Annotated in this window: 17 protein-coding genes and 1 tRNA gene; 10 read left to right on the forward strand and 8 right to left on the reverse strand. The window is 73.9% G+C overall.

Going from position 1 to position 25,309, the window contains the following annotated elements; genetic code table 11:
* Positions 1-16 precede the first annotated feature (16 nt).
* From ACWDBE_RS12930 to ACWDBE_RS12945, 4 genes are all read left to right on the forward strand, one after another.
* Positions 17-1,507: an FAD-dependent monooxygenase gene (locus ACWDBE_RS12930; RefSeq protein WP_449807956.1), complete on the forward strand. Its 1,491-nt coding sequence runs from the start codon at positions 17-19 to the stop codon at positions 1,505-1,507.
* Between the two features lie 433 nt (positions 1,508-1,940).
* Entirely contained in the window at positions 1,941-4,097 is a 2,157-nt protein-coding gene (locus tag ACWDBE_RS12935) for a protease pro-enzyme activation domain-containing protein (RefSeq protein WP_449807957.1), read from the forward strand.
* A gap of 300 nt (positions 4,098-4,397) precedes the next feature.
* Positions 4,398-5,405, forward strand: a complete 1,008-nt coding sequence (locus tag ACWDBE_RS12940) for an XRE family transcriptional regulator (RefSeq protein WP_449807958.1) — start codon at positions 4,398-4,400, stop codon at positions 5,403-5,405.
* A 268-nt stretch (positions 5,406-5,673) separates the two neighbouring features.
* Complete coding sequence (locus ACWDBE_RS12945; protein ID WP_449807959.1) at positions 5,674-6,990, forward strand: peptidoglycan-binding protein; 1,317 nt, start codon at positions 5,674-5,676, stop codon at positions 6,988-6,990.
* A 39-nt stretch (positions 6,991-7,029) separates the two neighbouring features.
* On the opposite strand, the gene ACWDBE_RS12950 is transcribed toward ACWDBE_RS12945, so the two are convergent.
* The 5 genes from ACWDBE_RS12950 to ACWDBE_RS12970 form a co-directional block, all read right to left on the reverse strand.
* Complete coding sequence (locus ACWDBE_RS12950) at positions 7,030-7,776, reverse strand: TrmH family RNA methyltransferase (protein ID WP_449787911.1); 747 nt, start codon at positions 7,774-7,776, stop codon at positions 7,030-7,032.
* A gap of 246 nt (positions 7,777-8,022) precedes the next feature.
* Positions 8,023-10,197 (reverse strand): FUSC family protein, encoded by a 2,175-nt coding sequence (locus tag ACWDBE_RS12955; RefSeq protein WP_449807960.1) that lies wholly within the window; start codon positions 10,195-10,197, stop codon positions 8,023-8,025.
* A 9-nt stretch (positions 10,198-10,206) separates the two neighbouring features.
* Positions 10,207-11,442, reverse strand: a complete 1,236-nt coding sequence (locus ACWDBE_RS12960; protein ID WP_449807961.1) for an HTTM domain-containing protein — start codon at positions 11,440-11,442, stop codon at positions 10,207-10,209.
* Positions 11,439-12,101: a DUF5819 family protein gene (locus tag ACWDBE_RS12965; protein ID WP_449807962.1), complete on the reverse strand. Its 663-nt coding sequence runs from the start codon at positions 12,099-12,101 to the stop codon at positions 11,439-11,441. Before ACWDBE_RS12965 ends, ACWDBE_RS12960 begins: the two co-directional genes overlap by 4 nt.
* A 106-nt stretch (positions 12,102-12,207) precedes the next feature.
* Positions 12,208-13,407, reverse strand: a complete 1,200-nt coding sequence (locus ACWDBE_RS12970; protein ID WP_449807963.1) for a rhodanese-like domain-containing protein — start codon at positions 13,405-13,407, stop codon at positions 12,208-12,210.
* A gap of 278 nt (positions 13,408-13,685) precedes the next feature.
* Here ACWDBE_RS12970 and ACWDBE_RS12975 point away from each other — a divergent pair, with 278 nt between their 5' ends.
* Entirely contained in the window at positions 13,686-16,430 is a 2,745-nt protein-coding gene (locus tag ACWDBE_RS12975; protein ID WP_449787906.1) for a SpoIIE family protein phosphatase, read from the forward strand.
* 79 nt (positions 16,431-16,509) lie between these two features.
* Here the strand turns inward: ACWDBE_RS12975 and ACWDBE_RS12980 are convergent, their stop codons facing one another.
* Both ACWDBE_RS12980 and ACWDBE_RS12985 read right to left on the reverse strand, forming a co-directional pair.
* Positions 16,510-17,223, reverse strand: a complete 714-nt coding sequence (locus ACWDBE_RS12980) for a hypothetical protein (protein ID WP_392868717.1) — start codon at positions 17,221-17,223, stop codon at positions 16,510-16,512.
* Between the two features lie 256 nt (positions 17,224-17,479).
* Positions 17,480-19,249 (reverse strand): phosphatidylglycerol lysyltransferase domain-containing protein, encoded by a 1,770-nt coding sequence (locus tag ACWDBE_RS12985; protein WP_449807981.1) that lies wholly within the window; start codon positions 19,247-19,249, stop codon positions 17,480-17,482.
* Between the two features lie 398 nt (positions 19,250-19,647).
* Between ACWDBE_RS12985 and ACWDBE_RS12990 the strand changes: the two genes are divergently transcribed.
* Together ACWDBE_RS12990 and ACWDBE_RS12995 are read left to right on the forward strand one after the other, a co-directional pair.
* Positions 19,648-20,301 (forward strand): response regulator, encoded by a 654-nt coding sequence (locus ACWDBE_RS12990; RefSeq protein ID WP_234348583.1) that lies wholly within the window; start codon positions 19,648-19,650, stop codon positions 20,299-20,301.
* Positions 20,298-21,443, forward strand: a complete 1,146-nt coding sequence (locus ACWDBE_RS12995) for a sensor histidine kinase (protein ID WP_449787905.1) — start codon at positions 20,298-20,300, stop codon at positions 21,441-21,443. Before ACWDBE_RS12990 ends, ACWDBE_RS12995 begins: the two co-directional genes overlap by 4 nt.
* 95 nt (positions 21,444-21,538) lie before the next feature.
* Here ACWDBE_RS12995 and ACWDBE_RS13000 read toward each other — a convergent pair.
* Positions 21,539-21,622, reverse strand: a tRNA-Leu gene (locus ACWDBE_RS13000).
* Between the two features lie 422 nt (positions 21,623-22,044).
* On the opposite strand from ACWDBE_RS13000, the gene ACWDBE_RS13005 reads away from it, so the two are divergent.
* Genes ACWDBE_RS13005 through ACWDBE_RS13015 form a run of 3 tightly spaced genes read left to right on the forward strand, consistent with a single transcriptional unit; the run spans position 22,045 to position 25,158 of the window.
* Positions 22,045-22,905 (forward strand): FhaA domain-containing protein, encoded by an 861-nt coding sequence (locus ACWDBE_RS13005; protein ID WP_392868713.1) that lies wholly within the window; start codon positions 22,045-22,047, stop codon positions 22,903-22,905.
* Between the two features lie 46 nt (positions 22,906-22,951).
* Positions 22,952-23,497 carry an FHA domain-containing protein FhaB/FipA gene (locus ACWDBE_RS13010; RefSeq protein WP_449787904.1) on the forward strand — a complete coding sequence of 182 codons (546 nt, stop codon included), beginning with the start codon at positions 22,952-22,954 and terminating at the stop codon, positions 23,495-23,497.
* Positions 23,498-23,550: 53 nt separating this feature from the next.
* Positions 23,551-25,158 carry a PP2C family protein-serine/threonine phosphatase gene (locus tag ACWDBE_RS13015; protein ID WP_449787903.1) on the forward strand — a complete coding sequence of 536 codons (1,608 nt, stop codon included), beginning with the start codon at positions 23,551-23,553 and terminating at the stop codon, positions 25,156-25,158.
* Positions 25,159-25,309: the final 151 nt, after the last annotated feature.

The raw sequence follows: 25,309 nt of genomic DNA on the forward strand, positions 1-25,309 counted from the left end.
CAACGGGAGCTGATACATGGCCGTGAAGCCGACGAGCGAAACCGACGTCCTGATCGTCGGCGCCGGACCGACCGGACTGCTGCTGGCCGGCGATCTCGCCGCCGCCGGAGTCGGCGTCACCGTACTGGAGAAGCGGGCCGCCGAGTCCAACCTCACCCGGGCCTTCGCCGTGCACGCCCGCAGCCTGGAGCTGCTGGACGCCCGGGGCCTGGCGGAGGAACTGATCGCCACCGGCCGGCCGCTCTCCGAGCTGCGGATGTTCGACCGCTTCGGGATCGACCTCGGTTCGCTGCCCACCCGCTTCCCGTTCGTCCTGATCACCCCGCAGTACAACGTCGAACGGCTGCTGCTGGAACGCGCGGAGCAGGCCGGCGCCACCGTGCTGCGCGGCGCCGAGGTCACCGGACTGCGCCAGGACGCCGAGGGCGTGACCCTGGAGACCCGCGACGGGCAGAGCCACCGCGCCGCCTACGCGGTCGCCACCGACGGCGTCCACTCCACCGTCCGCGACCTGCTGGGCATCCCGTTCCCCGGGGAGTCGGTCGTCGACTCGGTGGTGCTGGCCGACGTCCGGCTGGACCGCGAGCCCGCCCAGGCGATCACCGTCGGCGCCAACCAGGCCGGCTTCGCCTTCATCGCCCCGTTCGGCGACGGCTGGTTCCGGGTCATCGCCTGGGACCGCGAGGAGCGGTACCCGGACGGCACCACCCCCTCGGCCGAGCAGCTCACCGCCCTCGTCCGGGCCATCCTCGGCGAGGACTACGGCCTGCACGAGGTGCGCTGGAGCTCCACCTTCCACAGCGACGAACGGCAGGCCCCCAACTACCGCTCCGGCCGGGTCTTCCTGGCCGGCGACGCCGCGCACTGCCACTCCCCGGCCGGCGGCCAGGGCATGAACACCGGCCTCCAGGACGCCGCCAACCTCTCCTGGAAGCTCGCCGCGGCGGTCCGGGGCCACGCCACCGACGCCCTGCTGGACACCTACCAGACCGAGCGGCACCCGGTCGGCAAGACGGTGCTGCGCACCTCCGGCGCGCTGATCCGGCTGGCGCTCGCCGAGTCCGCCCCCACCCGCGTCCTGCGCGGGGCGCTCACCGCGCTGGGCGGCCACCTCGACCCGGTCACCGAGCGCGGCGCCAGGCTGGTCTCCGGCATCGGCATCTCCTACCCCGCGCCCAAGGACAGCCACCCGCAGGTGGGCAAGCGCGTCCCGGACCTGCGGCTGACCGCGCTGAGCAAGCCCGCCGAGGGCGCCCCGGCCGGCCCCGACCGGCTCTACGAGGCGCTGCGCGCCGGGAAGTTCGTCCTGGTCAGCAATGACGAGCTGGCCGCCGCCGAACCCTGGGCCGACCGGATGGTCTCCGCCGCCCCCGCCGACCCGCACGGCAAGCTGCGCGACACCGTCCTGCTGATCCGCCCGGACGGCTACGTCGCCTGGGCCGCCGTCGACCCGGGCCAGGGCGAACTGCGCACCGCCCTCACCGACTGGCTCGGCACCCCGGCCTGACCGTCCCCGGGGCGGGCGCCCGGTCCACCGCGCGCCCGCCCGCCGAGGGCCCCTCGCCGCAATTCCGGCCCGCCGAGGCGCCTCGCCCCAACTCCGGCCCGCCGCAGGCCCGTCGGCCGAGCCTTCCCGCCGGTCAGCGGCCGCCGGCCCCGCGGGTCCTGCCGCGCGCCAGTCAGCGCTCCCCCTCGGCTCGGTCCGATTCCACGCCCGCTCCCAGCAGCCCGAACCGGCCCGGACCGGCTCCGGAATCACCGTCATTCACTGTATGGAACCGCCGAGTTCCCCACCTTCCACAGTTGACTGTTTTTTAGCAACGAATTGCTCGATCATGAGCCACTTCGCACACGGGTTCTGTCATGTTCGAGCCAGCGTTCTCGACCCCCTGAACGCCTGGTCCCTTGCCGGCCCCCACAGCCGGCCAGAGGAGGATCCGTTGCGCCCCCGCTTCCTTGCCCTCGCCGCGGCGATAGCCGTGCTGCCGCTGACCGCCGTCTCGCTCGGTGTCTCCACCGCGCAGGCCGCCACTCCCAACGCCACCCCGCGCGTCGCCCTGCCGAACACCGTGAACCCGGCGGTGGCCCACTCGGAGAAGAAGGGCGACGTCCCGGCCGCGCAGCAGATCGCGGTGTCCGTCAGCCTGAAGCTGCGCGACGCCGACGGCCTGGACCGCTTCCTCACCGCCGTCGCCACCCCGGGCACCCCGGAGTACGGCCACTACCTGACGCCGGAGCAGTTCACCGCGCGGTTCGGCCCGACCCAGGCCGCCGTCGACCAGGTCAGGACGTACCTGGCCCAGCAGGGCCTGACCGTCACCGACGTGAGCGCCAACCGCCAGGTCGTCAACGCCCACGGCACCGCCGCCCAGGTCTCCCAGGCCTTCGGCACCCACGAGAGCTCGTACCTGGACCCGCAGCTCCAGCGCGCCTTCTTCGCCAACGACGCCGCCGCCTCGATCCCCTCCGACCTCGCCGCCGTGGTCCAGGGCGTCAGCGGCCTGGACAACCACGCGGTGCGCAAGAACCGCCTGGCCACGCCGAAGGCCGTCACCCCGAACACCGCGAGCGCCACCCCGAGCGGCATGGCCCCGGCCCAGTACACCGGTGCGTACAACCTCAACAAGACCGGCGCGGACGGCACCGGCACCACGGTCGCGCTGTGGGAGTTCGACGGCTACCAGTCCTCGAACCTGACCACCTACGACTCCCAGTACGGCCTGTCCGGCCCGGCCGTCTCCACCGTCTCGGTGGACGGCGCCAACTACGACTCCGCCCCCGGCCAGGGCCAGGGCGAGGTCGAGCTGGACAGCGAGATCGTCCGCGGCGCGGCGCCCAAGGCCACCCAGCTGGTCTACGAGGCGCCCAACAGCGACCAGGGCGAGATCGACATGGCCAACAAGATCGTGACCGACAACAGGGTCTCGGTGATCTCGATCTCCTGGGGCTCCTGCGAGCCGGACACCACCGCCTCCTCGATGACGGCGGTCGACAACGCCTTCAAGCAGGCCGCCGCCCAGGGCATCTCGATCTTCTCCGCCTCCGGCGACGACGGCTCCCGCGACTGCACCCGCTCCACCAGCGGCTCCTCCGTCAAGGCGGTCGACTTCCCAGCCTCCAGCCCGCACCAGACCGGCGTCGGCGGCACCAACCTCAAGGTGTCCGGCGGCAACGCCTACTCCTCGGAGAGCGCCTGGAGCACTGCCGGCGGCGGCGTCTCCACCGTGTTCGCCAAGCCGAGCTGGCAGACCGGCACCGGCGTCAGCGGCACCATGCGCACCGTCCCGGACGTCTCCTCCAACGCCGACCCGGCCAGCGGCTTCGCGATCTACACGGCCGGCGCCTGGCAGGTCTACGGCGGCACCAGCGCGGCCGCGCCGCTCTGGTCCGGCTACGCGGCCCAGTTCAACCAGAAGGCCAAGGCCGTCGGGCAGCCGGTCCTCGGCGAGGCGAGCCCGCGGCTGTACTCGGTCGCGAACAGCAGCGGCTACGGCAGCACCTTCCACGACGTGACCACCGGCGCCAACCAGGACTTCTCCGCGAAGGCCGGCTACGACCAGGTCACCGGCTGGGGCTCCCCGGTCGCCGACGCGCTGACCACCGCCCTGCTCGGCGGCGGGACCACCCCGCCGTCCGGCGGCTGCACCGCCGCCCAGCTGATCACCAACGGCGGCTTCGAGACCGGCACCGCCTCCCCGTGGACCACCTCCAGCGGCGTGGTCGACAACAGCTCCTCCCAGGCCGCCCACTCGGGCAGCTGGAAGGCCTGGATGAACGGCTACGGCTCGGCCCACACCGACACCATGTCGCAGACCGTCTCGATCCCGGCCGGCTGCACCTCCGCCAAGCTGACCTTCTGGCTGCACATCGACACCGCGGAGACCGGCACCACCGCGTACGACAAGCTGACCGTCCAGGCCAACAGCACCACGCTGGCGACCTACTCCAACGCGAACGCCGCCGCCGGTTACGTCCAGCGCACCCTGGACCTGACCTCCTTCGCCGGCCAGACCGTGACCGTCAAGTTCACCGGCACCGAGGACTCCTCGCTGCAGACCAGCTTCGTGATCGACGACGTCGCGCTGAACGTCAACTGATCACCGGCAGGTAGCACCACCGAACCCCCGCCGGGGCGGCCGCCGTCATGGCCCGCCCCGGCGGTGTCCGTCCCGGCCCGCCGCAGGGGTGCGCGGGCCCGGAGCGGCGGCCCGTGTTTCCGGACTGTTTCAAGATCGCTAACCCTTCGGTCCACCTGCCGTGACCACTGTCATACGCACGACTGATGACGTAGCCTCTCGACCGTGCATAGGGTTCCCCAAAGCTCGGTGAAGCCGCTGGCGGCGCGCCCCGGCGCCGACCCGGTCCCGCCGAACTCACCTGGTGGGGAGGGTCACCGCATGGCCGCACAGCAACCTCAGGACGCCGCGCGGCTGCGGCTGGTCGGATCGCATACGGAGCATCCGGGACCGCCCCCCGCCGCCGCCCCCGTCCCTGCGCCCAGCCGGCTCACCCCGGTCGGCGGCTTCGCGGACACCCTGCACCTGGCCATCGAGGCCAGCGGCCTCAGCCTGGACCGCATCCGCGCCGCCCTCGCCGGGCGCGGCGTCCGGGTCAGCGTCACGACCCTCAGCTACTGGCGGCGCGGCCGCAGCCAGCCCGAACGGGCCAGCTCGCTGCGCGCCGTCCACCTGCTGGAGGAGCTGCTCGGCCTGCCGCACAGCGCGCTCTCCTCGCTGCTCGGGCCGCCGCGCCCGCGCGGCCGCTGGGCCGCCGCGGCCAACACCTGCCACCTCGGACTGGAGGACGTCTGGCCGGGCGAACAGCAGATCGCCGACATCTTCGCCGAGCTGAACGCCCCGCCGGCCGGCGAGCTGGAGCGGCTGAGCATCCACGACTCCTACTACGTGGACGCCGAGCGCCGCGGCAACCTGCTGCGGATGCGCCAGGTGGTGCGCGCCACGGTCGGCGGCGTCGGCCGCTGCCTGGTGGTGCACATGGCCGACGAGGAGGCCGCCGGCTGCCCGGAGATCACCTCGGTGCGGCACGGCCGGCTGGGCCGGGTGCGCCGCCGCCCGGAGGCCGGGCTGATCGTCGCCGAGCTGATGCTGGACCGCCCGCTCGGCCTCGGCGACAGCACGGTCTTCGAGTACGAGGTGGAGATCCCGCCCGGCGGCCCGACCACGGAGTACAGCCGTCGCTTCGCCACCCCGGTGCGCGAGTACGTGCTCCAGGTGCACTTCGACCCGGCCGCCGTCCCGGCGCACTGCGAGCGCTACGACCGCGAGCCGGGCGCCGACGTCGACCACCGCCGCGAGCAGCTCTGGATCGGCGCCTCGGCGAGCGCCCACGTCCTCGCCCCGGACCAGCAGCCGGGCCACATCGGCATCCGCTGGGAGTGGGCGTAGTCCTTCCCGGGCCGGAAGCCCGAAGTCCCGAAGCCCCGTCGGACCGTCAGGATCCGGCGGGGCTCCGCTTGTCACGGGCGAGGCCCGCCCCGAACGCCCCGCCACGCCCGGGAGTCCCACGAGTCTCACCCGTTCGGCTCAACCCGCCGTGACGTACCCCGCCCGCTTTGGGACTTTGGTCCCGGTAACACGCGGAATCGGCCAGGGAAGGCCACTCCTGTCCCGCCGTCAGGCGGTGACCGGACAGACCGCAGGAAAGAGGCGGAGCATGACCCTGACCGACCTGTCCCCGCTCATGGAGTTCGACGACGTCGAACCGGCGGAGGACTGCATATGCGGGGGCTGCAACGCCCGCAGACGCGCCCGGCTGCACGCCGCGCCGGTCCACGAGGACGGACACGCCGCCGCCCGCAGCGTCCGCCGCCGGGCCGCCGTGCTGATGGCCGCCATGGGCACCGCGATCGGCGGCGGGACGGCCGCCGCCACCGCGGCGCCCGCCCCCGCGCCGGGCGACAGCAGCGCCCCCCGCTCGCAGAACCCCCAGGGCGAGATCAGCGGCCTCTACGGCCAGGCGCCAGGGGCCCGTTCCCTCGCCGCCCCGCGCGCCGCCGCGACGCCGCTCACCCGGGCCCAGATCATCCAGCGCGCCCAGAGCTGGGTCGACCAGGGCGTGCCGTACAGCATGAGCCGCTACTGGTCGGACGGCTACCGCCAGGACTGCTCCGGCTTCGTCTCGATGGCCTGGGGCCTGAACAGCAGCCAGACCACCTGGACGCTGCCCGGCTTCGCCGAGCGGATCGGCAAGAACGACCTCCAGCCCGGCGACATCCTCCTCTACAACAACCCGGCCAGCCCCCAGGCCGGCTCGCACGTGACGATCTTCGGCGGCTGGACCGACTCCTCCCGCACCAAGTACGTCGCCTACGAGCAGACCGGGCCCTCCACCAAGAAGCGCTCCACCCCGTACGGGTACTGGAACAACTCCGGCGCGTACGTCCCGTACCGCTACACCGGCCTGTCCGCCGGCGGCAACGGCAACGGCGGCGGCACCTCCTCCACCGCCTTCCCCGGCACGGACAGGTTCGGCCCCGGCGCCGACAACACGTACGTCACCAGGCTCGGCCAGATGCTGGTGCAGCGCGGCGGCGCCGCGTTCTACTCCACGGGCCCCGGCCCCCGCTGGACGGACAGCGACCGCCGGGCCGTCCAGGCCTTCCAGCAGGTCCAGGGCTGGCGCGGCGGCGAGGCCGACGGCATCCCCGGCAAGGACACCTGGGACTACCTGGTCAACGGCAAGGGCCGCGACATCAACGGCGGCACCCCACTGCCGCCCCCGCCGCCCACCGCCGAGGGCTTCCCCGGCGCCCAGTACTTCGGCCCCGGCCAGATCAACGACCACGTCCGGCGCCTCGGCGAACAACTCGTCCGCAAGGGCTTCGGCGGCTCGTACAGCGTCGGCCCCGGCCCGCGGTGGACGGACAGCGACCGCCGGGCCGTCCAGGCCTTCCAGCAGGCCCAGGGCTGGCGCGGCAGCGAGGCCGACGGCTACCCGGGCCCCGACACCTGGCGCCGGCTCTTCTCCTGACACCCCGCCGAGGCGCGGTGCCCACCCGGGCGCCGCGCCTCAGCGCTTCCCCGACATCCAGTGGAAGAGGCCCATCGCGACACTGGTCGCCAGGTTGAAGCTGGACACCCCCGGCTGCATCGGCACCGCCACCAACCGGTCGGCGCGCGCCTTGAGTTCGTCCGACACACCGTGCCGCTCCGTACCGAAGGCCAGCAGCGCGTCGTCCGGGAAGGGCAGGTCCCGGATGTCCTCGCCCTCCGGATCCAGCACGAACAACGGCCCGTCCGGAAGCTCCGGCAGGCTCAACCGCTCGACCGCGGTCGCGAAGTGCAGCCCCGCACTCCCGCGCAGCACGCTCGGATGCCACGGATCCAGGTCCCCCGTGGTCACCACCCCGGTGGCGCCGAACCCGGCCGCCAGCCGGATCACCGCCCCGACGTTCCCCAGGTTGCGCGGGTTCTCCAGCAGCACCACCGGCGCCTTCCGCGGCCGCCGCCCCAGCACCTCCCGGTTCGCCTCCGCACCGGGCCGCACCGCCAGCGCCGCCACCCCCGTCGGATGCAACCGCGGCACCAGCCCCCGCAGCACCGGCTCCGGCACCTCCACCGCGAGCCCCTCCAACGCCGGAGCGACATCCGGCGCCAACTCACCCGCCAACGCCGCCAAGGCCTTTTGGTCGACGGTCAGCACCCACCGCACCTCGCCGCCGAACCGCAGCGCGTGCTTCAGCGCGTGGAACCCGTCCAGCAGCACCGCCCCCGGCTCCCGCTCGGCCGCCCGCCACCCACGCACCAGCTCGTCCATGCCGTTCACTCTCCCACCTGCTCCCCGGGCCGCCCCAACGGCCCGCCCACATCGCGGGCCAACCCGTCCAACCCGAGGTCGACGACACCACCCACCCACAGCAACCACCCACCACCCCACCCCAGCGAGAGGGACGCGCTGCGGGAGGGGGCGGCGGAGGGGGTGGGTGCGGAGAGGGGCGTGGCGGGTGATTTTCAGACTGCCAACGGTCTCAACACCCCACCGCCAGGGTTGGCAGTCTGAAAATCATCCAGCCCCCGGAGCGCCCACCCCCGGAGCCGCCCCCGGCCCCCCACCCTCCCGAAAGCCCCCCTCCCCAGCCGACCCCCGCAGAGCCCGCTCCAGATCCCGAAGCGCCTGCCCCACCAACCGAGTCCCCGCCCTCACCACATCCCGCTGCACCCCCGCCGGAGCCACCGCCAACCCCTCCTCCAGCCACACCTGCGCATCCCGCACCGCCCGGAACTCCACCGGCTGCCCCGTCAGCATCGCCGCCGCCGCGAGCGCCGTCGCCAGCCGCAGCTCCTCCGCGTACGCCGCCGTCCCCGGGACGGGCTCCGCGTCCGCCGCCGGCAGGTGGGCCTCCAGCAGCACCGCCGCCCGCCCGAGGGCCCCCACCGCCGCCCGGGCCCGGTCGATCTGGCGCCGGCTCACCCCCTCCAGTCCGGACTCGTGCCGCCCCGGCTCGGCGTCGGCCCGCTGCATCGCCTGGTACAGCTCCGAGCGCGCCTCCCGCGAGTCCAGCAGCGCGCTCCGCACCACCCGCCCGCGCGGCGCCGCCGGCTTCTCGTAGCAGGCGATCACCGCCCCCGCGTACCGTCCGGCCGCCGCCAGCCACTCGGCGAGCCGTTCGCCCAGCCGGGCGGTCTGCCAGGTCGGGAACAGCGCGTACGTGACGAGCGCGATCGATCCGCCGAGAAGGGTGAGCCCGACCCGTTCGACCGCCGTCACCAGCGGGTTGCCCTCCTGCAGCCCGAGCAGGAACACCACGTACGTGGAGATGCCGACGGTGGTGAGCGCGTACCCGGTCCGGAACGCCAGGTACGACCCGCCGATGCAGACCACCGCCAGCGCGGCCAGCACCCACTCCCCGGGGTGGGTGAGTTGCACGACCAGCGTCGAGACGGCGACCCCGACCACCGTCCCGGCCAGCCGGGCGACACCCCGGCTGTAGGTCTGGGCGAAGTCCGGCCGCATCACCATCGCGGCGGTCATCGGCGCCCAGTACCCGTGGTGGAACCCGATGAGCCGGGCCAACAGGTAGGCGACGGTGACGACCCCGGCGAGCCGGACGGCGTGCTGGAAGATCGCCGAACGCGGGTGCAGCTGCCGCCGTACGGCCCGCGCCGCGACCGGCAGCATCCGGGCGATGGTCGGCCTGTGCAGAGCTCCCCCCGCCCCGACCACGGGGGTGGTGACGGTGTCCTCGTCGTTGCGGTCCAGGGTGTCCGCGGCCTTGCGCAGCAGCCCGCCGAGCCGTCGGGCGGAGCGCCGGGGTGCCCCCTGGAGCCGCGGTCCCTCGTCGTCCGGGTCGACCAGGGTGAGCGAGGGCGCGGAGCGGGGCAGCCGGACCGGGTCGCCGGTGCGGATCGCCCGGGCGAGGGCGTCCATGACCTCGGCGGCGGCCGCCAGTACCTCCCGGGCCCGGTCCCGCCCCGGCCCCTCCTCGGGGGCTCCCACCTTGGGGTCGGCGAGGGCGGCGAGCGTGGGCCGGATGCGCTCGGCGATGCCGCGCAGGCCGCGCAGCTCGGGCGGCCGGTGGCGGTCCTGCCAGGGGGTGAGGGCGGCCGCGTGGCGGGCCGTCATGAACGGCTCCGGGTCCACGTGCGCGGTCGGGTCCTGCCGCAACCTCCTCGCGTAGTCGGCGAGTTCGGCGTAGGTGTCGGCGAGGGCCTCGCGCTGGGCGGTCCAGCTGCCGATCGGCCAGACGGTGATGACGGTGGCCTGGACGACCCCGCCGAGGGCGGCGACCAGCCCGTGGCCGAGCGCGGTCCCCACGCTGACCGGGAGTTGCACGACGATCAGCATCACGGAGACGGTGTTGGTGGCGACCACCCCGGCGGTGGGCCCGATCGCCCAGGCCAGCCCGGCGCCGAAGGCCCACACGGCGAGCAGCACCGGGAACAGCCCGGGGACGCCGGCGGCCAGGTAGCCGAGGAAGGTGCTGATGCCGAGTCCGGCCCCGGCCGCGACGGCGAGGCTGGCCCGGGGCCGGAAGCTGCGCTGGAAGGTGGCCGAGCCGGCGATGAACGCGCCCATCGCGGCCGAGGTGGCGAGCGCGACCCCACCGAGCGCGAGGGTCGGGAAGAGCACCAGTGCCACCGCGACCGCCCCGCGCAGCGCCCGCTTGGGGTCGGTCAGCGCCCGGTCCAGGGTGAGCCCGGTCCGCGCGGTGTCACGAAGTGCGGCGAACCAGGACATAGCGACATCCTAGGCGGGAGACCTCCGCCGGATCCGACTCAGCCGCGCCGCCGCCCACAGCAGCGCCCCGGTCGGCAGGAACACCGCGTCCGCCGCGATCATCGCGAGCGAGAAGACCGGCAGCCCGAGCACCACCGCGATCCCCGCGTGCTCCAGCATCATGACGGCCAGCAGGACGTTCTTGACCCGCCGGTTGACCAGCGTGAACGGGAACGCCACCTGGAGGATCACGGTGCCGTAGGAGATCAGGAAGACCGGCAGGAGCGCCGAGCCGACCAGCGCGGACAGCCCCGGCCAGGGGGTGAAGTAGTCCAGGTGCAGCGGGTAGTACAGCGCGGTGCCGTCCTGCCAGCGCGAGCCCTGCACCTTGTACCAGCCGGCCGTGGCGTAGATCAGCACCACCTCGACGGCGATCACCAGCATCGCGCAGTTGTGCACCATGTTCGCCAGCGCGTCGAGCACCGCCCGCGGTTCGCCGTCCGGCCGCAGCCGGCCGAGCGTCCACCACAGCCCGGCCACCGCCCAGAGCCCCCAGAACAGCGGCGACCAGCCGAGGTACGGGAAGGCCCGGTCGGTCCAGGTCAGGCTGTCGCCCGCGAAGCCGCCGAACTGACAGGCCGCCAGGGCGGCCCCGAGCACCGCCCAGAGCACCACCCCGGTCCGCCCGGGCCCGGTCCCGCGGGCGTCCAGCGACCAGACCTCGGCGCAGCGGGTGAAGACCAGGTAGACCGCCATCAGGTGGACGACGTTGTCGCCGCCGTCGCCGAGGAAGACGTCCCGGTTCTGCAGGGACAGCACGGTGACCAGGAACAGCACCGTGCTCGCCCTGGTCCGCCAGCCCAGCAGCACGGCCAGCGCCGCCAGCACCGCCAGGTGGTAGACCAGCTCGAACCAGAGCCGTCCGCCGAACCAGGGCAGCACGGTGAACGCCCCGTTGTCGGTCAGCAGCCGCTCGGCCAGCTCCATCGACCAGGGGGAGCGGTCGCCGTACAGCACCCGGCGGTGGGGCCACTCGCGCAGCAGGTGGGCCAGCCAGACCAGCCCGAAGCCGATCCGCACCACCGCGGCCTGGTGCCGGCCGAGCGGCCGCCCGGTGAAGGCCGCCATCGCCCGCCCCAGCGGCGCCCGCGGCCCGCGCGCCTCCGGCACCGCCCCGGCCTGCCGCGGCACACCGGCGGCCGGCCCCGCCCCGCCGGACGCCACGGCCCCGTCCGCCCGGTCGGCCCGCACCGTCGCCTCGTTCATCCGAGCAGCCCCCGGTAGTCCTCGTCCGACACCGACCACCACGGCAGCTCCCGCACCCGGGGCGCCGGCGGCGCGGGCTCGCCGCTCCAGGACGGCGGCGGGACGGTGGCCGCGGTCGACCGGAACCGGATCTCCACGATCCGCCCGCCGTCCGTCTCCCGGCCGATCCGCTGCAGGGCGATCCGTTTGAGGTACTGCTCGGCGAGCCGGCCGCGCGGGGAGGCCGGGGTCTCGTCCTGCGGGTTGTGGGTGCCGTCGTAGAAGTCCCAGGCCCGGCGCAGCAGGTTCTGCTCGACGTGGCTGGGCGCCGGGTTGCCCCGTATCGCGGCGACGTCCTGCGCGGTCAGCCCGATCCAGTCCCCGGTACGGGTGGCCCCGTCGGGCCCGACGGTACGGACCCGGGCGTCCACGGCCACGTTCTGCTGGAGGGGGTTGGGCGCGAACAGCTTCCAGTTCTGCTCGAACTCCGGGTACACCACGCCGTCGACCTCGTCCCGGTACTGCCGGGACACCGAGTTGGCGGGCGCGACGTGCAGGAACACCGCGGCGAGGAACAGCCCGGTGCCGCCGGCCAGCACCACCCCGGCGAAGCCGAGGACCAGCTGCGCGGGCCCGGACCAGGCCCGCCCGGCAGCCGGCCGGCCCGTCGTCTCGGTCATGGCCTCCCCGCCCGGTCGGCGGGCGCCGCCGGCCCGGTGCCGGCGCGCTCGCGCGCCCATCCTGCCGCACGGCGCGGGCGGCGGGCGCCGGGCCGCCGGGGAGCCGTCAGAGGACGAAGGCCTCCTGGCCGGTGCTGCTCACCATGGGACGGCCCGCGCTCTGCCAGGCGTACATCCCGCCGTCCACGTTCACCGCGTCCCGGCCCTGCTGCACCAGGTACTGGACGACCTGCGCGGAGCGGCCGCCGACCCGGCAGAGCACGTAGAGCTTCTCGTCCGGCAGCTCGCCGAGGCGGGCGATCACCTCGCCGATCGGGATGTGCAGCGCGCCGTCCACGTGGCCGGCGTCCCACTCGTCCTGCTCGCGCACGTCCAGCAGGGCGGCGTCGGCGGGCACGGAGGCGGCGTCGGAGGAGGGGATCTGCGGGAACATCGTGTGGCTCTCCTGGGGTTCGGCGGGGTGCGTGCCATTGTCGCCCACCGGCGCCGCACCGTGGCCGCCGGAGGCCGGGCCGCCGAGCAGCCGTTCCAGCTCGGCCTGCCGTTCGGCGGCCTTGGCCAGCAGCTCCTCGGCGAGCTGCTCCAGCAGCCGGTCCGGGTCCTGCGGGGCGAGGGCGAGCAGTTCGCCCATCGGGGTCTGCTCCAGCCGGACCTGCTCGGCGGCGGTCTCGGCGATCTTGGCCGTCAGCCAGTCCAGCCGGCGGCGCAGCCAGTCCGCGCGGTCGGGGGCGTCGACGGCGGGCGCGGCCTCCGGCGCGGTGGACCACTCGGCGGCCAGGGCGCCCAGCGCGGTCGCGTCCCCGTACGCGTAGGCCTCGTTGACCCGGGCCAGGAAGGCGGCCCGGCGCTGCTGCTCGTCCGGGTCGGTGGTCAGGTCGGGGTGGGCGCGGCGGACCAGCTCACGGTAGATCCGCTGGGCCTCCTTGCCGGGCCGCACCCGCTCGGGCGCGGCGGGCGGCGGGGCCGCCTCGCCCTCCTGGCCCGACTGCTCCCGCACCGAGTCGAACAGCGCGTCCAGGTCGGGCAGTTCCTCGACCTGCCGACGCGCCTCGGCGGCCCGGCGCAGGTCCTCCGGCCGGCCGGTGCGGGCCGCCACGGCCTCGGCGACCAGCGCGTCCAGCTCGTCCAGCCGGGCATAGAGCGGGCCGAGCAGCTGGTGGTGGATCAGCGCGAAGTTGTCGATCTCGACCCGCAGCGTCTGCACGTCCACGTCCATGCTGAGCCAGGCCAGCTCGGCGGCGGCGACCCGCTCCTCGAGTGCCTGCTGCTCCGGGTCCGTCCAGCGGGCGGGGCTCTGCGCGCTCACTTCTCGCCTCTGTCTCGTCCGGGCGGATGCGTCCTGCGGACCACTCGTACGGGCGGTCCGGCCTGCCACCCTACCGCCGTGTTCGCGGGCCTCGTCCGGATGAACCGGAGGCGCGGACCGGCGCGCGGCACGCGACACGCAACCGATCCTGAGGAATCTCCCCGTTTCGGTGTCGAGCCCGGCCCGGTCCGTGCTTCGCTGGTATCCGCACAGCGTGCCTTCCTCCGGAGATACGGCCGCCCCCGGGCGCGGCGGCCAGGCGGGAGCAGAGCGAATCCATGGTGGCCGAGTCCAACTCCACACCGCGGCCGGCGGGCGACGGAACCGCGCCGGGCGACCACCCGACGGGTGTGGCCGCCCTGGTCAGGCTGGCCCCCGTCCTGGTCGACCGGTCCGGCCGGATCACCCAGTGGGGGAGGGCCGCCGAGGAGCTGTTCGGCCATCGTGCCGACGTCGCCCACGACCGCCCGGCCTGCGGCCTGCTGCCCGCCCTGGAGTCCCGGGTGCGCGAACGCTGCTCCGTACGCCGCCACTGCGACACCTTCGCCACCCTCGCCGAACGGACCGCCGACGGCCGCCCCTGGACCGGCCGGCTGACCGTCACCGACCGCGAGGAACACCAGCGCGACGTGCTCTGGTGGGCCTACCCGCTGCCCGGCCCGGCCGGCGGACTGCTGGCGCTGGCCGCCGACGCCCGCCCGCTGCGCTCCACCGGGCCACGGCTGGCGCTCGGCGAGCGGCTGCTCCCCTTCACCGCCGCACCCGGCGCCCGGGGCGGCTTCCACACCCTGGCCGCGGCGCTCACCCCGGCGGGCCGGCCGGTGCCGGAGCACCTGGCCCGGCTGCTGCCCGCCGCCCACCGCACGGCGCTGCTGACCGCGCTGGAGCGGGGCGGGCTGCCCGCCCTGCGGCTGGACCCGGCCACCGTGCTGCCGGTGCTGCCCGCCGACGCGCAGACCGGTACGGCGCACGCGGCCGCCGGTCTCGGTCGCCGCTACCCGACGCCGCAGCAGCGCGCCGCCCGGGTCGGACCGCCGCCGCAGCCCGAGCAGGGCGCCCCCGGCCGCCGGCCGACCGGCCCGCTGCCCGTCCAGCGCGAGGCCGCCGAACGCCCCGCCGCCCAGTCCGCCGTCCGGCCGGTGCCCGCCGTCGCCGGCGCGGCGGGCGGCGGCCCGACCGTCCCTCCCCCCGCCACCGGCCGGGAGGTGCCACCGCCCACCGCAGGAGCCGTCGCCATCGAGTACACCGCCGTCGAGCCGTCCACCACCGACGGCCGCCCGCCCGCCACCGTCCCGGTCCCCGCCCCCGCCACCGGCGAGGGCCCGCCCGGCGGCCGGCTCGGCCCCTTCCTCACCAACGGGCAGGCCGGCGAGCAGCTGGCCCTGCTGAACGAGGTCGGTGGCAAGGTCGGCACCACCCTGGACCTCGGCTTCACCGCCCACGAGCTGTGCCAGGTGCTGGTCCCCCGGGTCGCCGACTTCGCCTGCGTGGACCTGGTGGACGGGCTGATCTCGGACTCCGAACTGCCGGCCGCCCGCCCGGACGACGACACCATGCTGCGCCGGGTCGCCCTGGTCTACAACGAGACCGGCGGCGCCTGGGACCACGTGCTCTCCGAGGGCTCGCTGGTCAGCATGCCCCGCCGCACCCCGCCCGGGATGGCCCTGCAGCTGAACCAGCCGGTGCTGGTCCCTGTGGTCAGCCCGGACGTCGCGGTCGACTACGCGATCGCCCTCGGCGGCGCCCGGCTGGCGCCGGTGGTGACCGGCCGGTCGATGCTGGTCGTCCCGCTCTCCGCCCGCGGCACCGTGCTGGGCATCCTCAAGCTGCTCCGGCTGCCGGACCGCGCCCCCTTCGACGAGAGCGACGCCGCGACCCTCAAGGAACTGGCCGTCCGCGCCGCGCTGTCACTGGACAACGCCCGGCTGCACCGCGCCGAGGCCCGGGTCGCCACCACCCTGCAGCGCTCCATGATCCCGACCCGCCCGCCGCAGATCCCCGGCGTGCAGGTCGCCCACCGCTACCTGCCCGGCGATCCGAAAGCCGAGGTCGGCGGCGACTGGTTCGACGCGATCCAGCTGCCCGGCAGCCGGGTCGCCCTGGTGGTCGGCGACGTGATGGGCCACGGCCTGCACTCGGCGGCCGCGATGGGCCGCTTCCGCACCGCCATGCAGACCCTCGCCGCCCTGGACCTCCCACCCGGCCAGCTGCTGCGCCACCTGGACAACCTGGCCCACAAGCTCGGCGACGACCACCTCGCGACCTGCCTGTACGCGGTCTACGACCCCATCAACCGGACCTGCGAACTGGCCAGCGCAGGCCACGTCCCACCCGTCCTGGTGCACCCGGACGGCACCGGCGAGCTACTGGAGATCCCGGCCGGCGCGCCGATCGGCGTCGGCGGGGTGCCGTTCGTCGCCAAGACCATCGACGTCTCGGACGGCTCGATGCTGGTGCTCTGCACCGACGGCCTGGTCGAGGTGCGGGGCGGGGACATAGGAGCCGGCCTGGCCGCGCTCTGCGGCAACCTGATCGACCCGCAGCAGAGCCCCGAGCAGGCCTGCGACGAGGTGCTGCGACGGCTGCACTCGGACGACCGCAAGGACGACGTCGCCCTGCTGGTGGCCCGCTTCGACGGGGTCGCCCCGTCCGAGGTGGCCACCTGGGACCTCACCGTGGACCACCGCGAGGTCGGCCGGGCCCGCTCGCTGGTCCGCGAACAGCTGGCCGGCTGGCACCTGGAGGCACTCAGCGACACCACCGAACTGCTGGTCAGCGAGCTGGTGACGAACGCCGTACGGGTCGCCCGGGACACCGTGAAGCTCCAGCTGATCCGGGTGGACAAGCTGCTGGTCGAGGTCAGCGACGACAACCACAACCTGCCCTCCCTGGAACCGGCCGAGCAGCTCGGCGAGACCGGCCGCGGCCTCACCCTGGTCACCAAGCTCGCCGAACGCTGGGGCACCGCCCGCAAGGCGGTGGGCAAGGTCGTCTGGTTCGAACTACCGCTCCCCCACGCCTAGGAGCGGCGGGGCCCGTCCGGAACGCCGAACGGCCGCGTACGGGACCCGTACGCGGCCGGCGAAGCGCGATCAACGCCCGTCAGGGGATGACGGCCCCCGCCGAGCGGCGCCGCCGGGCCTCCACCGCGACCTCCCGGGAGGCGGCCGCGGCCACCGAGGTGGCGGCGCCGACCCCGGCCAGCACCCTCGGCCAGAAGTCCCCGAAGACCTCGACCGAGACGGCGATCAGCAGCGCGGTGATCACCGCGACCACGTGCTCCAGCCCCGCCAGGTTGGGCAGCACGACGGCCTCGCCGATCATCACCGCGACCACCAGGCCGGCGGTGCACCAGGCCCGGCTGCGGAACGCGACGCAGATCGCCAGTGCCACCACCGCGGCCGAGGGCCCGGTGTCCCGCACGTAGGCGACCCACTTCGGGAAGCCGAACAGGTGGTGCGGGCCGATCGCCACGCCGACCCGGGCGAACAGCGTGCCCGCCAGGGTGCAGGTGTAGGCGACCACCAGCGTCATCCGCCGGCCGAGCACGATCTCGGCGATCGCGAAGACCACGAACACCTGGGCCAGCGCCCCCCAGACCGGAAGGTCCAGCGCCGGCACGTACAGGGAGAGCGGGGTCCGCAGCAGCGAGACCTCCAGCGGCAGCGCCGCCCGCACCACCCCGATGTTGTTGACGAAACGCTCGCCGCCCGGCAGGTGCTGGACGATGCTGAACAGCAGGATCAGAAACGTCGCCACCGTGGCCAGCGGGGCGGCGGCGAACTTCCTTCGCACCACCGCGTCCCTGACCGTCACGAACAACGTTCCCCACTCGGCGACAGCGGCCGATCTGACGATTGCCAGCGGCCCCTTTCGCACGCCCCCCGCGTGGGTCCTGTGAATCACAACCGTTTCTCCGAATCCCCGGACTCTCGACTACTCCAACATTAGAAGCCCGCTGACAAAGCCACATCGGCACGGATGGGGAGCCGCGTCATCCTCTGGGGGGAGGCAATACCCCCATCGGCCCCCCATTTCGACCGACCGGTTCCCTCCGCCCCCCGACGGAGGGCTACCCCTTCCCGTCCCGGGCCGTCACCGGGACCCGGGGCGCCACCACGGCGGCCCGGGCGTGCCGGCGGCGGAACAGGGCGGGCAGGCTCGGCGCGACGATGAATCCCTCGGCGCGCGCGCTCGCGATGCCGATCCGGGGAATTTCGCTGCTCTTCTCGAAGAGCAGGTAGCGCGGTTCCCAGATCGGCCGGTACTTGGCATTGGCGCGGTACAGCGACTCGATCTGCCACCAGCGCGAGAAGAATCCCAGGGTCGAACGCCACAGCCGCAGCACCGGACCGGCGCCGAGGCGGGAACCGCGCTCGAAAACGGAGCGGAACATCGCGAAGTTCAACGACACCCGCTTCAGCCCGACCTCGTCGGCCCGCTGCAGCAGCTCGATGACCATGAACTCCATCAGGCCGTTCTCGGTGTCCCGGGCCCGGCGCATCAGGTCCAGCGAGAGCCCGTCCGGGCCCCACGGCACGAAGCTCAGCAGCGCCTTGAGCTCGCCGTCCCCGTCGTGGCACTCCAGCATCACGCAGCGGCCGTCGCCCGGGTCGCCGAGCCGGCCGAGCGCCATCGAGAAGCCGCGTTCGGTCGCCCCGTCGCGCCACTCGTCTGCCTTCGCCACCAGCTCGGCCATCTCCGCATCGGAGATGGACTCGTGGCGGCGGATGCGCACCGTGTACCCGGCCCGCTTGACCCGGTTGTAGGCCTGCCGGACCACCCGCATCGCGCGGCCGTCCAGCGAGAACTCGTCCAGCTCGACGATCGCCTCGTCACCCAGCTCCAGCGCGTCCAGCCCGTGCCGGGCGTAGATCACCCCGGCCTCCTCGGAGGCGCCCATCACGGCCGGCGCCCAGGCGTGCTCGCGGGCCTCGGACAGCCAGGCGTCGATCGCGCCCGGCCAGGCCTCCGGGTCGCCGATCGGGTCGCCCGAGGCGAGCGAGACGCCGCCGATCACCCGGTAGGTGACGGCCGCCTTGCCACTGGGGGAGAAGATCACCGCCTTGTCCCGGCGCAGCGCGAAGTAGCCGAGCGAGTCCCGCTCGCCCTGCTTGTCCAGCAGGCCGCGCAGCCTGGCCTCGTCCTCGGCGGTGAGCAGCTCCTTGCCGCGCGGGCTGCGGAAGGCCACGTACAGCACCAGCAGGAAGAGCACCGCGCCCATGGCGTTGATCGCGGCGTTCACCCAGGTCGGTGCGGCGATCACCGAGCGCAGGTGCTCGGACGGGGTGATCGTGATCATCCGGCCGACCGAGTACCGGAACAGGTCCCAGAAGCCGGCGCCGGAGAGCTCGTTGGTCAGCCAGACCAGCAGCGCGCCCACACCGCCGCCGAACGCCAGGCCGCCGATGAAGGTGGCCGCCGCCGTCTTCGGGTTGGAGCTGTCCCCCTTGGAGGTGAACTCCCTGCGCCCGATCAGCAGCGCCAGCACGAACAGGCAGGTCAGGACGGTGGAGATGTAGTTGAGCGGGTGGGTGTCGAAGCGCTCGGACGGCACCAGCATGGCCGCCAGGTACAGCAGCGCGAACATCCCGCCGAGCGCCGTGTTGAAGATCCACGCGGCGCGCTTGCGCCGCCGCATCGCGATCGCGAGGAACACCGACAGCACCGCGCTGCCCAGGCCGGCGGTCATCAGGTACGGGGTGAAGTACTCACCCTCGTTGTGCTCGTAGACCTGGTCGCGGAAGGGAACCAGCAGCACCGTCGCCACGTTCAGCAGCGCGATGAGCCGCAGGTACCAGACGGAGGCCGCGGCGGCCCTCGGGCGCCAGCGGTCGAGCACGTCTCCGGTACGGGGCCCGTGGGACGTGGCGGACGGCTCCGACTTCACAGTGGACGACACAGCTCAATTCCAAACGATCAGATGGTGGGGCGCATCCGCGAACGGCCCGGCGCCGGGCGCCCGCTCGGGCCCGACGGACTGACCGGTGACCTCCCCCGGCCGACCGCCCGATTGGAGAAGCGGCCGGAAAAGAGTCAGCCAACTCCATGGTTCACCACCGAAGCTGAGAATTGCGTGAACCGGGTAGCGGATTCCCACCCCCGCCGAACGGCGGGGGTGCACACCCCCCGGACGTTCGGCACCCCGCCTCCGTAGCCCCTACTCTCGAGACGACCCCACGCGGACCGCCCCGACCCGGCCGCCCGAACCGAGGAGGCACCATCACCACCACCCGCGTGCTGATCGTCGACGACGAGATCCTGGTCCGCTCCGGCCTGGGCCTGATCGTCGGCTCCGCCGCCGACCTGGAGGTGGTCGGCGACTGCTCCGGCGGGCAGGCCGAGGAGCACGTCCAACGGCTGCGCCCGCACGTGGTGCTGCTCGACATCCGGATGCCCGACCTCGACGGCATCTCGGTGCTGCGCCGGCTGCGCGCCCTGCCCGACCCGCCGGCCGTGGCGATGCTCACCACCTTCGACACCGACGAGTACATCGGCACCGCGCTGCGGGCCGGCGCGGCCGGCTTCCTGCTCAAGGACACCGCCCCCGACCAGCTGGTGCACGCCGTCCGGGTGCTCGCGGCCGGCGGCAACATCCTCTCCCCGACCGTCACCCGCACCGTGATCGGCGGCTACGTGGACGGCGGCGGCCCGGACGCCGAGGCCACCGCGCTCGCCCGCACCCTCACCGGCCGGGAACTCGACGTGCTCTCGCTGCTCGGCGAGGGCCTGTCCAACGCCGAGATCGCCGACCGGCTCTTCCTCGGCACCGGCACGGTCAAGGACCACATCAGCGCGATCCTCGGCAAGCTCGGCGCCGCCAACCGGGTCCAGGCCGCCGTACTGGCCCACCGGGCCGGCCTGGTCCGGCCCAAGCCCGGCGACGGGGCATGACGGCCGCCGACCACCTGCCGTCCAGACGGCTGCCGGCCTGGTGCACCGCGCCCTGGCTGATGCTGCTGCTGCCCGTCCTGTACTCCCTGCTGGACGCCGCGCTGGTGGCCCGGGAGGCCGCCTGGTGGCAGGTGGCGCTGTCCACGCTGGCCGCCGTCGCGCTGTTCCTCCGCCGTCGCTTCCCGGTGACGGCGCTGCTGCTCACCATGCCGGGCAGCTGGGTGGACGAGATCTGGCTGGCCCCGATAACGGCCGTCTACTCGGTGGCCGCCGAACGCCCCCGCCCCCGGATCGTGATCCCCTGCGGCATCCTGTTCGCCCTGGTCGAGTTCTTCCACTGGCCGCTGCCCGCGAACCTGATCGACCTCAGCCGGGCCACCGCGCTGGACGCCATCCAGGCCGTGATGCTGGCGGCCGGCCCGGCCGCCACCGGTCTGCTCGCCCGCACCCGGCGGGAACTGGCCGTCCGCCTGGACGAGCTGACCCGCGGCCAGGAGCGGGAGAGCCGACTGCTGGCCGAGCGGGTGCTGATCAGCGAGCGCGGCAGGCTGGCCCGGGAGATGCACGACGTGGTCTCGCACCAGGTCAGCCTGATCAGCATCCAGGCCGGCGCGCTCCAGGTGAGCAGCCCCGACCCGGCCGCCGTGACCGCCGCCAGGACCATCCGCGAGCTGTCGGTACGGACCCTGGACGAGCTGCGCCAGATGGTCGGGGTGCTGCGCGGCACCGGCGGACTGCCGGACGCCCCGCTCGCCCCGCAGCCCCGGCTGGCCGACCTGCCCCGGCTGATCGAGGAGAGCGGCCTGGCCGCCGACACCGAGCTGGTCCCCGGCGACCGCCCGTGGCCGGAGGCGGTGGAGCGGGCCGCCTACCGCACCGTGCAGGAGGCGCTCACCAACATCACCAAGTACGCCCCGGACGCGGAGGTGCACGTGCGGGTCCGGGCGAAGGGCCGCCGGCTGCGGGTCGAGGTCCGCAACGAGGCTCCGCCGGTGCACCCGGCCGAGACCCTGCCGGGCGGCGGCCACGGCCTGGTCGGCCTGCGCGAGCGCGCCCAACTGCTGGGCGGCACCCTCACCGCCGGGCCGACCGCGGACGGCGGCTTCGAGGTCCGCGCCGAGCTCCCGGCCGGCCACGGCTGATCCGGCCCGCCCCCGAAACCGGTGCGGCCGGGCCCGGGCCTTCCGGCCGAGAACGAGAAAGCCCCGCAGATCCGTAGATCTGCGGGGCTTCGCTGTGCGCGAGGGGGGAGTTGAACCCCCACGCCCTTTCGGGCACTGGAACCTGAATCCAGCGCGTCTGCCTATTCCGCCACCCGCGCATGGGTGTCGTCTTCGTTGCCGACCGATCTTCCGAACCGCTCGGTACCATCGGTACTTCGCGCCTCCTTGGACCGGCCTCCCTTCCGGGCGGCCCTTCCGACGTGGAAAACATTAGCACGACCTGGGGGACTACTCCGAATCCGTTGTCCGGGGAGGCCTACGGCATCCGAACCGATGCCCGACGAACACCCGCACGACTGCCGGAAGGGTGCTCCGGCGGGGACGTCTGGCGTGCCGTACCCGAAATGCGTCACCCTGTGTGTCCGAGCCCACCCCCGGGCACCACACGGTCCGGGAACCGTACGGAAGGGCCCGGCGTGGATACGATCAGTACGGAAGTACCGCAAGTAGGAGGCGCGACCGGGTCCCGGGCGGGATCCGGCCGGCAGGCAGGCGAACGAACCCTGGAAGGGGGTGCCCCATGGGAGTGCTGAAGAAGTTCGAGCAGCGGCTCGAGGGTCTCGTCAACGGCACCTTCGCCAAGGTGTTCAAGTCCGAGGTCCAGCCCGTGGAGATCGCCGGCGCGCTGCAGCGCGAGTGCGACAACAACGCGAGCATCTGGAACCGCGACCGCACCGTCGTGCCGAACGACTTCATCGTCGAGCTGAGCCCGCACGACCACGAGCGGCTGAGCCCCTACTCCGGGCAGCTCGGCACCGAGCTGGCCGGCATGGTCCGCGAGTACGCGGAGGCCCAGCGGTACACCTTCATGGGCCCGCTCCAGGTGAACCTGGAGAAGGCCGACGACCTGGACACCGGGCTGTACCGGGTGCGCAGCCGCACCCTCGCCGCCGAGGAGCCCCCGCAGCAGCAGTACGCGCCGCCGCAGCCCGGGTACGACCGCCCGCCGGCCGCTCCGGCCCCCGGCGCACCGTGGCAGCAGCCCGGCGCCGGCCAGTACAACGCGCCCCCGCCGCCGGCCGCGCCCCCCGCGATGCCCCCGGGTCCGCCCGCGGGCGGCAACGTCCGGGCCTTCCCGGGCGCCGGCCACGGCGGCACCGCGGTGCGCCGCTGGATCGAGGTCAACGGCTCCCGGCACCAGATCACCGGCTCGGCCTGCGTGCTCGGCCGGTCGACCGAGGCGGACGTGCGGATCGACGACCCCGGGGTCTCCCGCAAGCACGCCGAGATCCGCCCCGGCACCCCTTCGATGGTGCTCGACCTGGGGTCCACCAACGGCATCGTGGTGGACGGACAGCACACCCAGCGCGCTACGCTCCGCGACGGCTCGCGAATCGTCGTGGGCTCCACCACCATCGTCTACCGGCAGGTCGAAGGGTAGTGTCCGAATTGTTCGCGCGCCTCGCTCACCGACTGGCGGGACGGTCATGTCAGAACTGACCCTCACGGTCATGCGGCTGGGCTTCCTGGCAGTGCTGTGGCTGTTCGTCATCGTCGCGATCCAGGTGATCCGCAGCGACCTGTTCGGCACCAAGGTGAACCCGCGGTCCTCCCGTCGCGGCGCGGGCGCCACGACCGGTGGCGGCGCCGCCACCGCGACCGCCGCGCGGGCCGCGGCGCCGACGCAGGCCGGCCCGGCGGCGGGCCAGACCCAGGGCGGCGGCGGGCGCCGCCGCGGAGGCCCGACCCAGCTCGTCGTGGTCCAGGGCTCGCTGGCCGGCACCACGGTGGCGCTGCAGGGCCAGACCATCACGCTCGGCCGCGCGCACGACTCCACCATCGTGCTGGACGACGACTACGCGTCCTCCCGGCATGCCAGGATCTATCCGGATCAGACTGGGCAGTGGACGGTCGAGGATCTAGGCTCCACCAACGGCACCTATCTGGACCGGCAGCGCCTGACCGCGCCCACTCCGCTCCAGCCGGGCATGCCGATCCGTATCGGCAGGACCGTCATCGAACTGCGGAAGTAGTAGCGCATGAGGGACAGCATCCCGTCCATGACCCAGAGGGGGGCAAAGGTCGCATGACCCTGGTGCTGCGCTTCGCCGCCGGCTCCCACAAGGGACTGATCCGGGAGGGGAACGAGGACTCCGGCTACGCCGGGCCGCGGCTGCTGGCCGTGGCCGACGGCATGGGCGGCGCCGCGGCCGGCGAGGTCGCTTCCTCCGAGGTGCTCGGCTCGATCGTCCGGCTGGACGAGGACGTGCCGGGCGCGGACCTGCTGACCCTGCTGGGCGACGCCGTCCAGGGCGCCAACGACCGGCTCCGGCAGATGGTCGAGGAGGACCCGCAGCTGGAGGGCATGGGCTGCACCCTGACCGCCATGCTGTGGACGGGCCAGCGGATGGGCCTGGTGCACGTCGGCGACTCCCGCGCCTACCTGCTGCGCGACGGCGCCCTGGTGCAGATCACCCAGGACCACACCTGGGTGCAGCGCCTGGTCGACGAGGGCCGGATCACGCCCGAGGAGGCCGAGACCCACCCGCAGCGCTCCCTGCTGATGCGCGCGCTGGACGGCCGCGGCCAGGTCGAGCCCGACCTGTCCATCCGCGAGGTCCGGGCCGGCGACCGCTACCTGATCTGCTCCGACGGCCTCTCCGGCCCGGTCAGCCACCAGACCCTCCAGGACACCCTCGGCAGCTACTACGCGCCCGAGCAGACCGTGCAGGAGCTGATCCAGCTCGCGCTGCGCGGCGGCGGTCCCGACAACATCACCTGCATCGTGGCGGACGTCATCGACGTCGGCGCCACGGACACCATGAGCGGCCAGTTCAACGACGTCCCGGTGGTGGTCGGCGCGGTCGCCGACGCCCCGCCGTCCTCGGCCGCCGCCGACCGCTCGATCGCGGACACCCCGGCCGGCCGCGCCGCCGGCCTCGGCCGCGGCCCGCAGGGCGCCTTCGGCCCGGCCGAGGGCTACGAGGAGGGCTACGGCGCGCAGGGCGGCTTCGGCCCCGCCGAGGGGTACGAGGGCGAGTACGGCTACGGCTCCGGCGAGCCCTCGGTGTACGGCACCGAGGACTTCGACGAGGGGCGGCCCAGGAAGCGCAAGCGCAAGGGCCTGACGATCTCGCTGGCCGCCCTGGTCGCGCTCGGACTGCTCGGCGGCGCCGGCTGGTTCGGCTACCAGTGGACCCAGGACCAGTACTACGTGGGCACCCAGGAGGACCACGTCGCGATCTACCAGGGCATCAACCAGAACCTGGCCGGTCTGAGCCTGTCCTCGGTGCACTCCTCGTACAGCAAGATCCAGCTGAAGTGGCTGCCCGAGGACCAGCAGGCCCACGTGAAGAAGACCATCTCGGTCGGCAGCATGAAGGACGCCCAGTCGACGGTCAACGAGCTCGACGGCTGGGTCCAGCTCTGCCAGCGGGCCGCACGGGCGAACACCCCGGCCACGCCGCCGGCCACCCAGGCGGTGTACCTGGCCACGACGCCCACCCCGACCGAGAAGAACCGTGGCCCGGCCGCGGCTCCGACCGCGTCACCCTCGACCACCCCGACGCCGACCACCCCGGTGGCACCCACCCCGGCACCGAACGCAACCCCTCCGGCCGGCGCCGCGCAGGGCGACCAGGCCCCGCTGAGCGAAGAGGAACTCAGCCGGGCCAACTCCTGCCCGAAGCAGTGACGTCCGTGATCCGACATAGGACCGCCCCGAGCGGTCTTGCCGGCCGTCAGGGAGCGGTCACCACGTGAGCAGCTACGACCTGAGCGAAGAGTCCACCCGGGCCGGCCGGCGCCGGGCGACGGCCGAACGCGCCGTCCCCCGCCGGCGCGGC

Source organism: Kitasatospora sp. NPDC001132 (genome assembly GCF_053598415.1).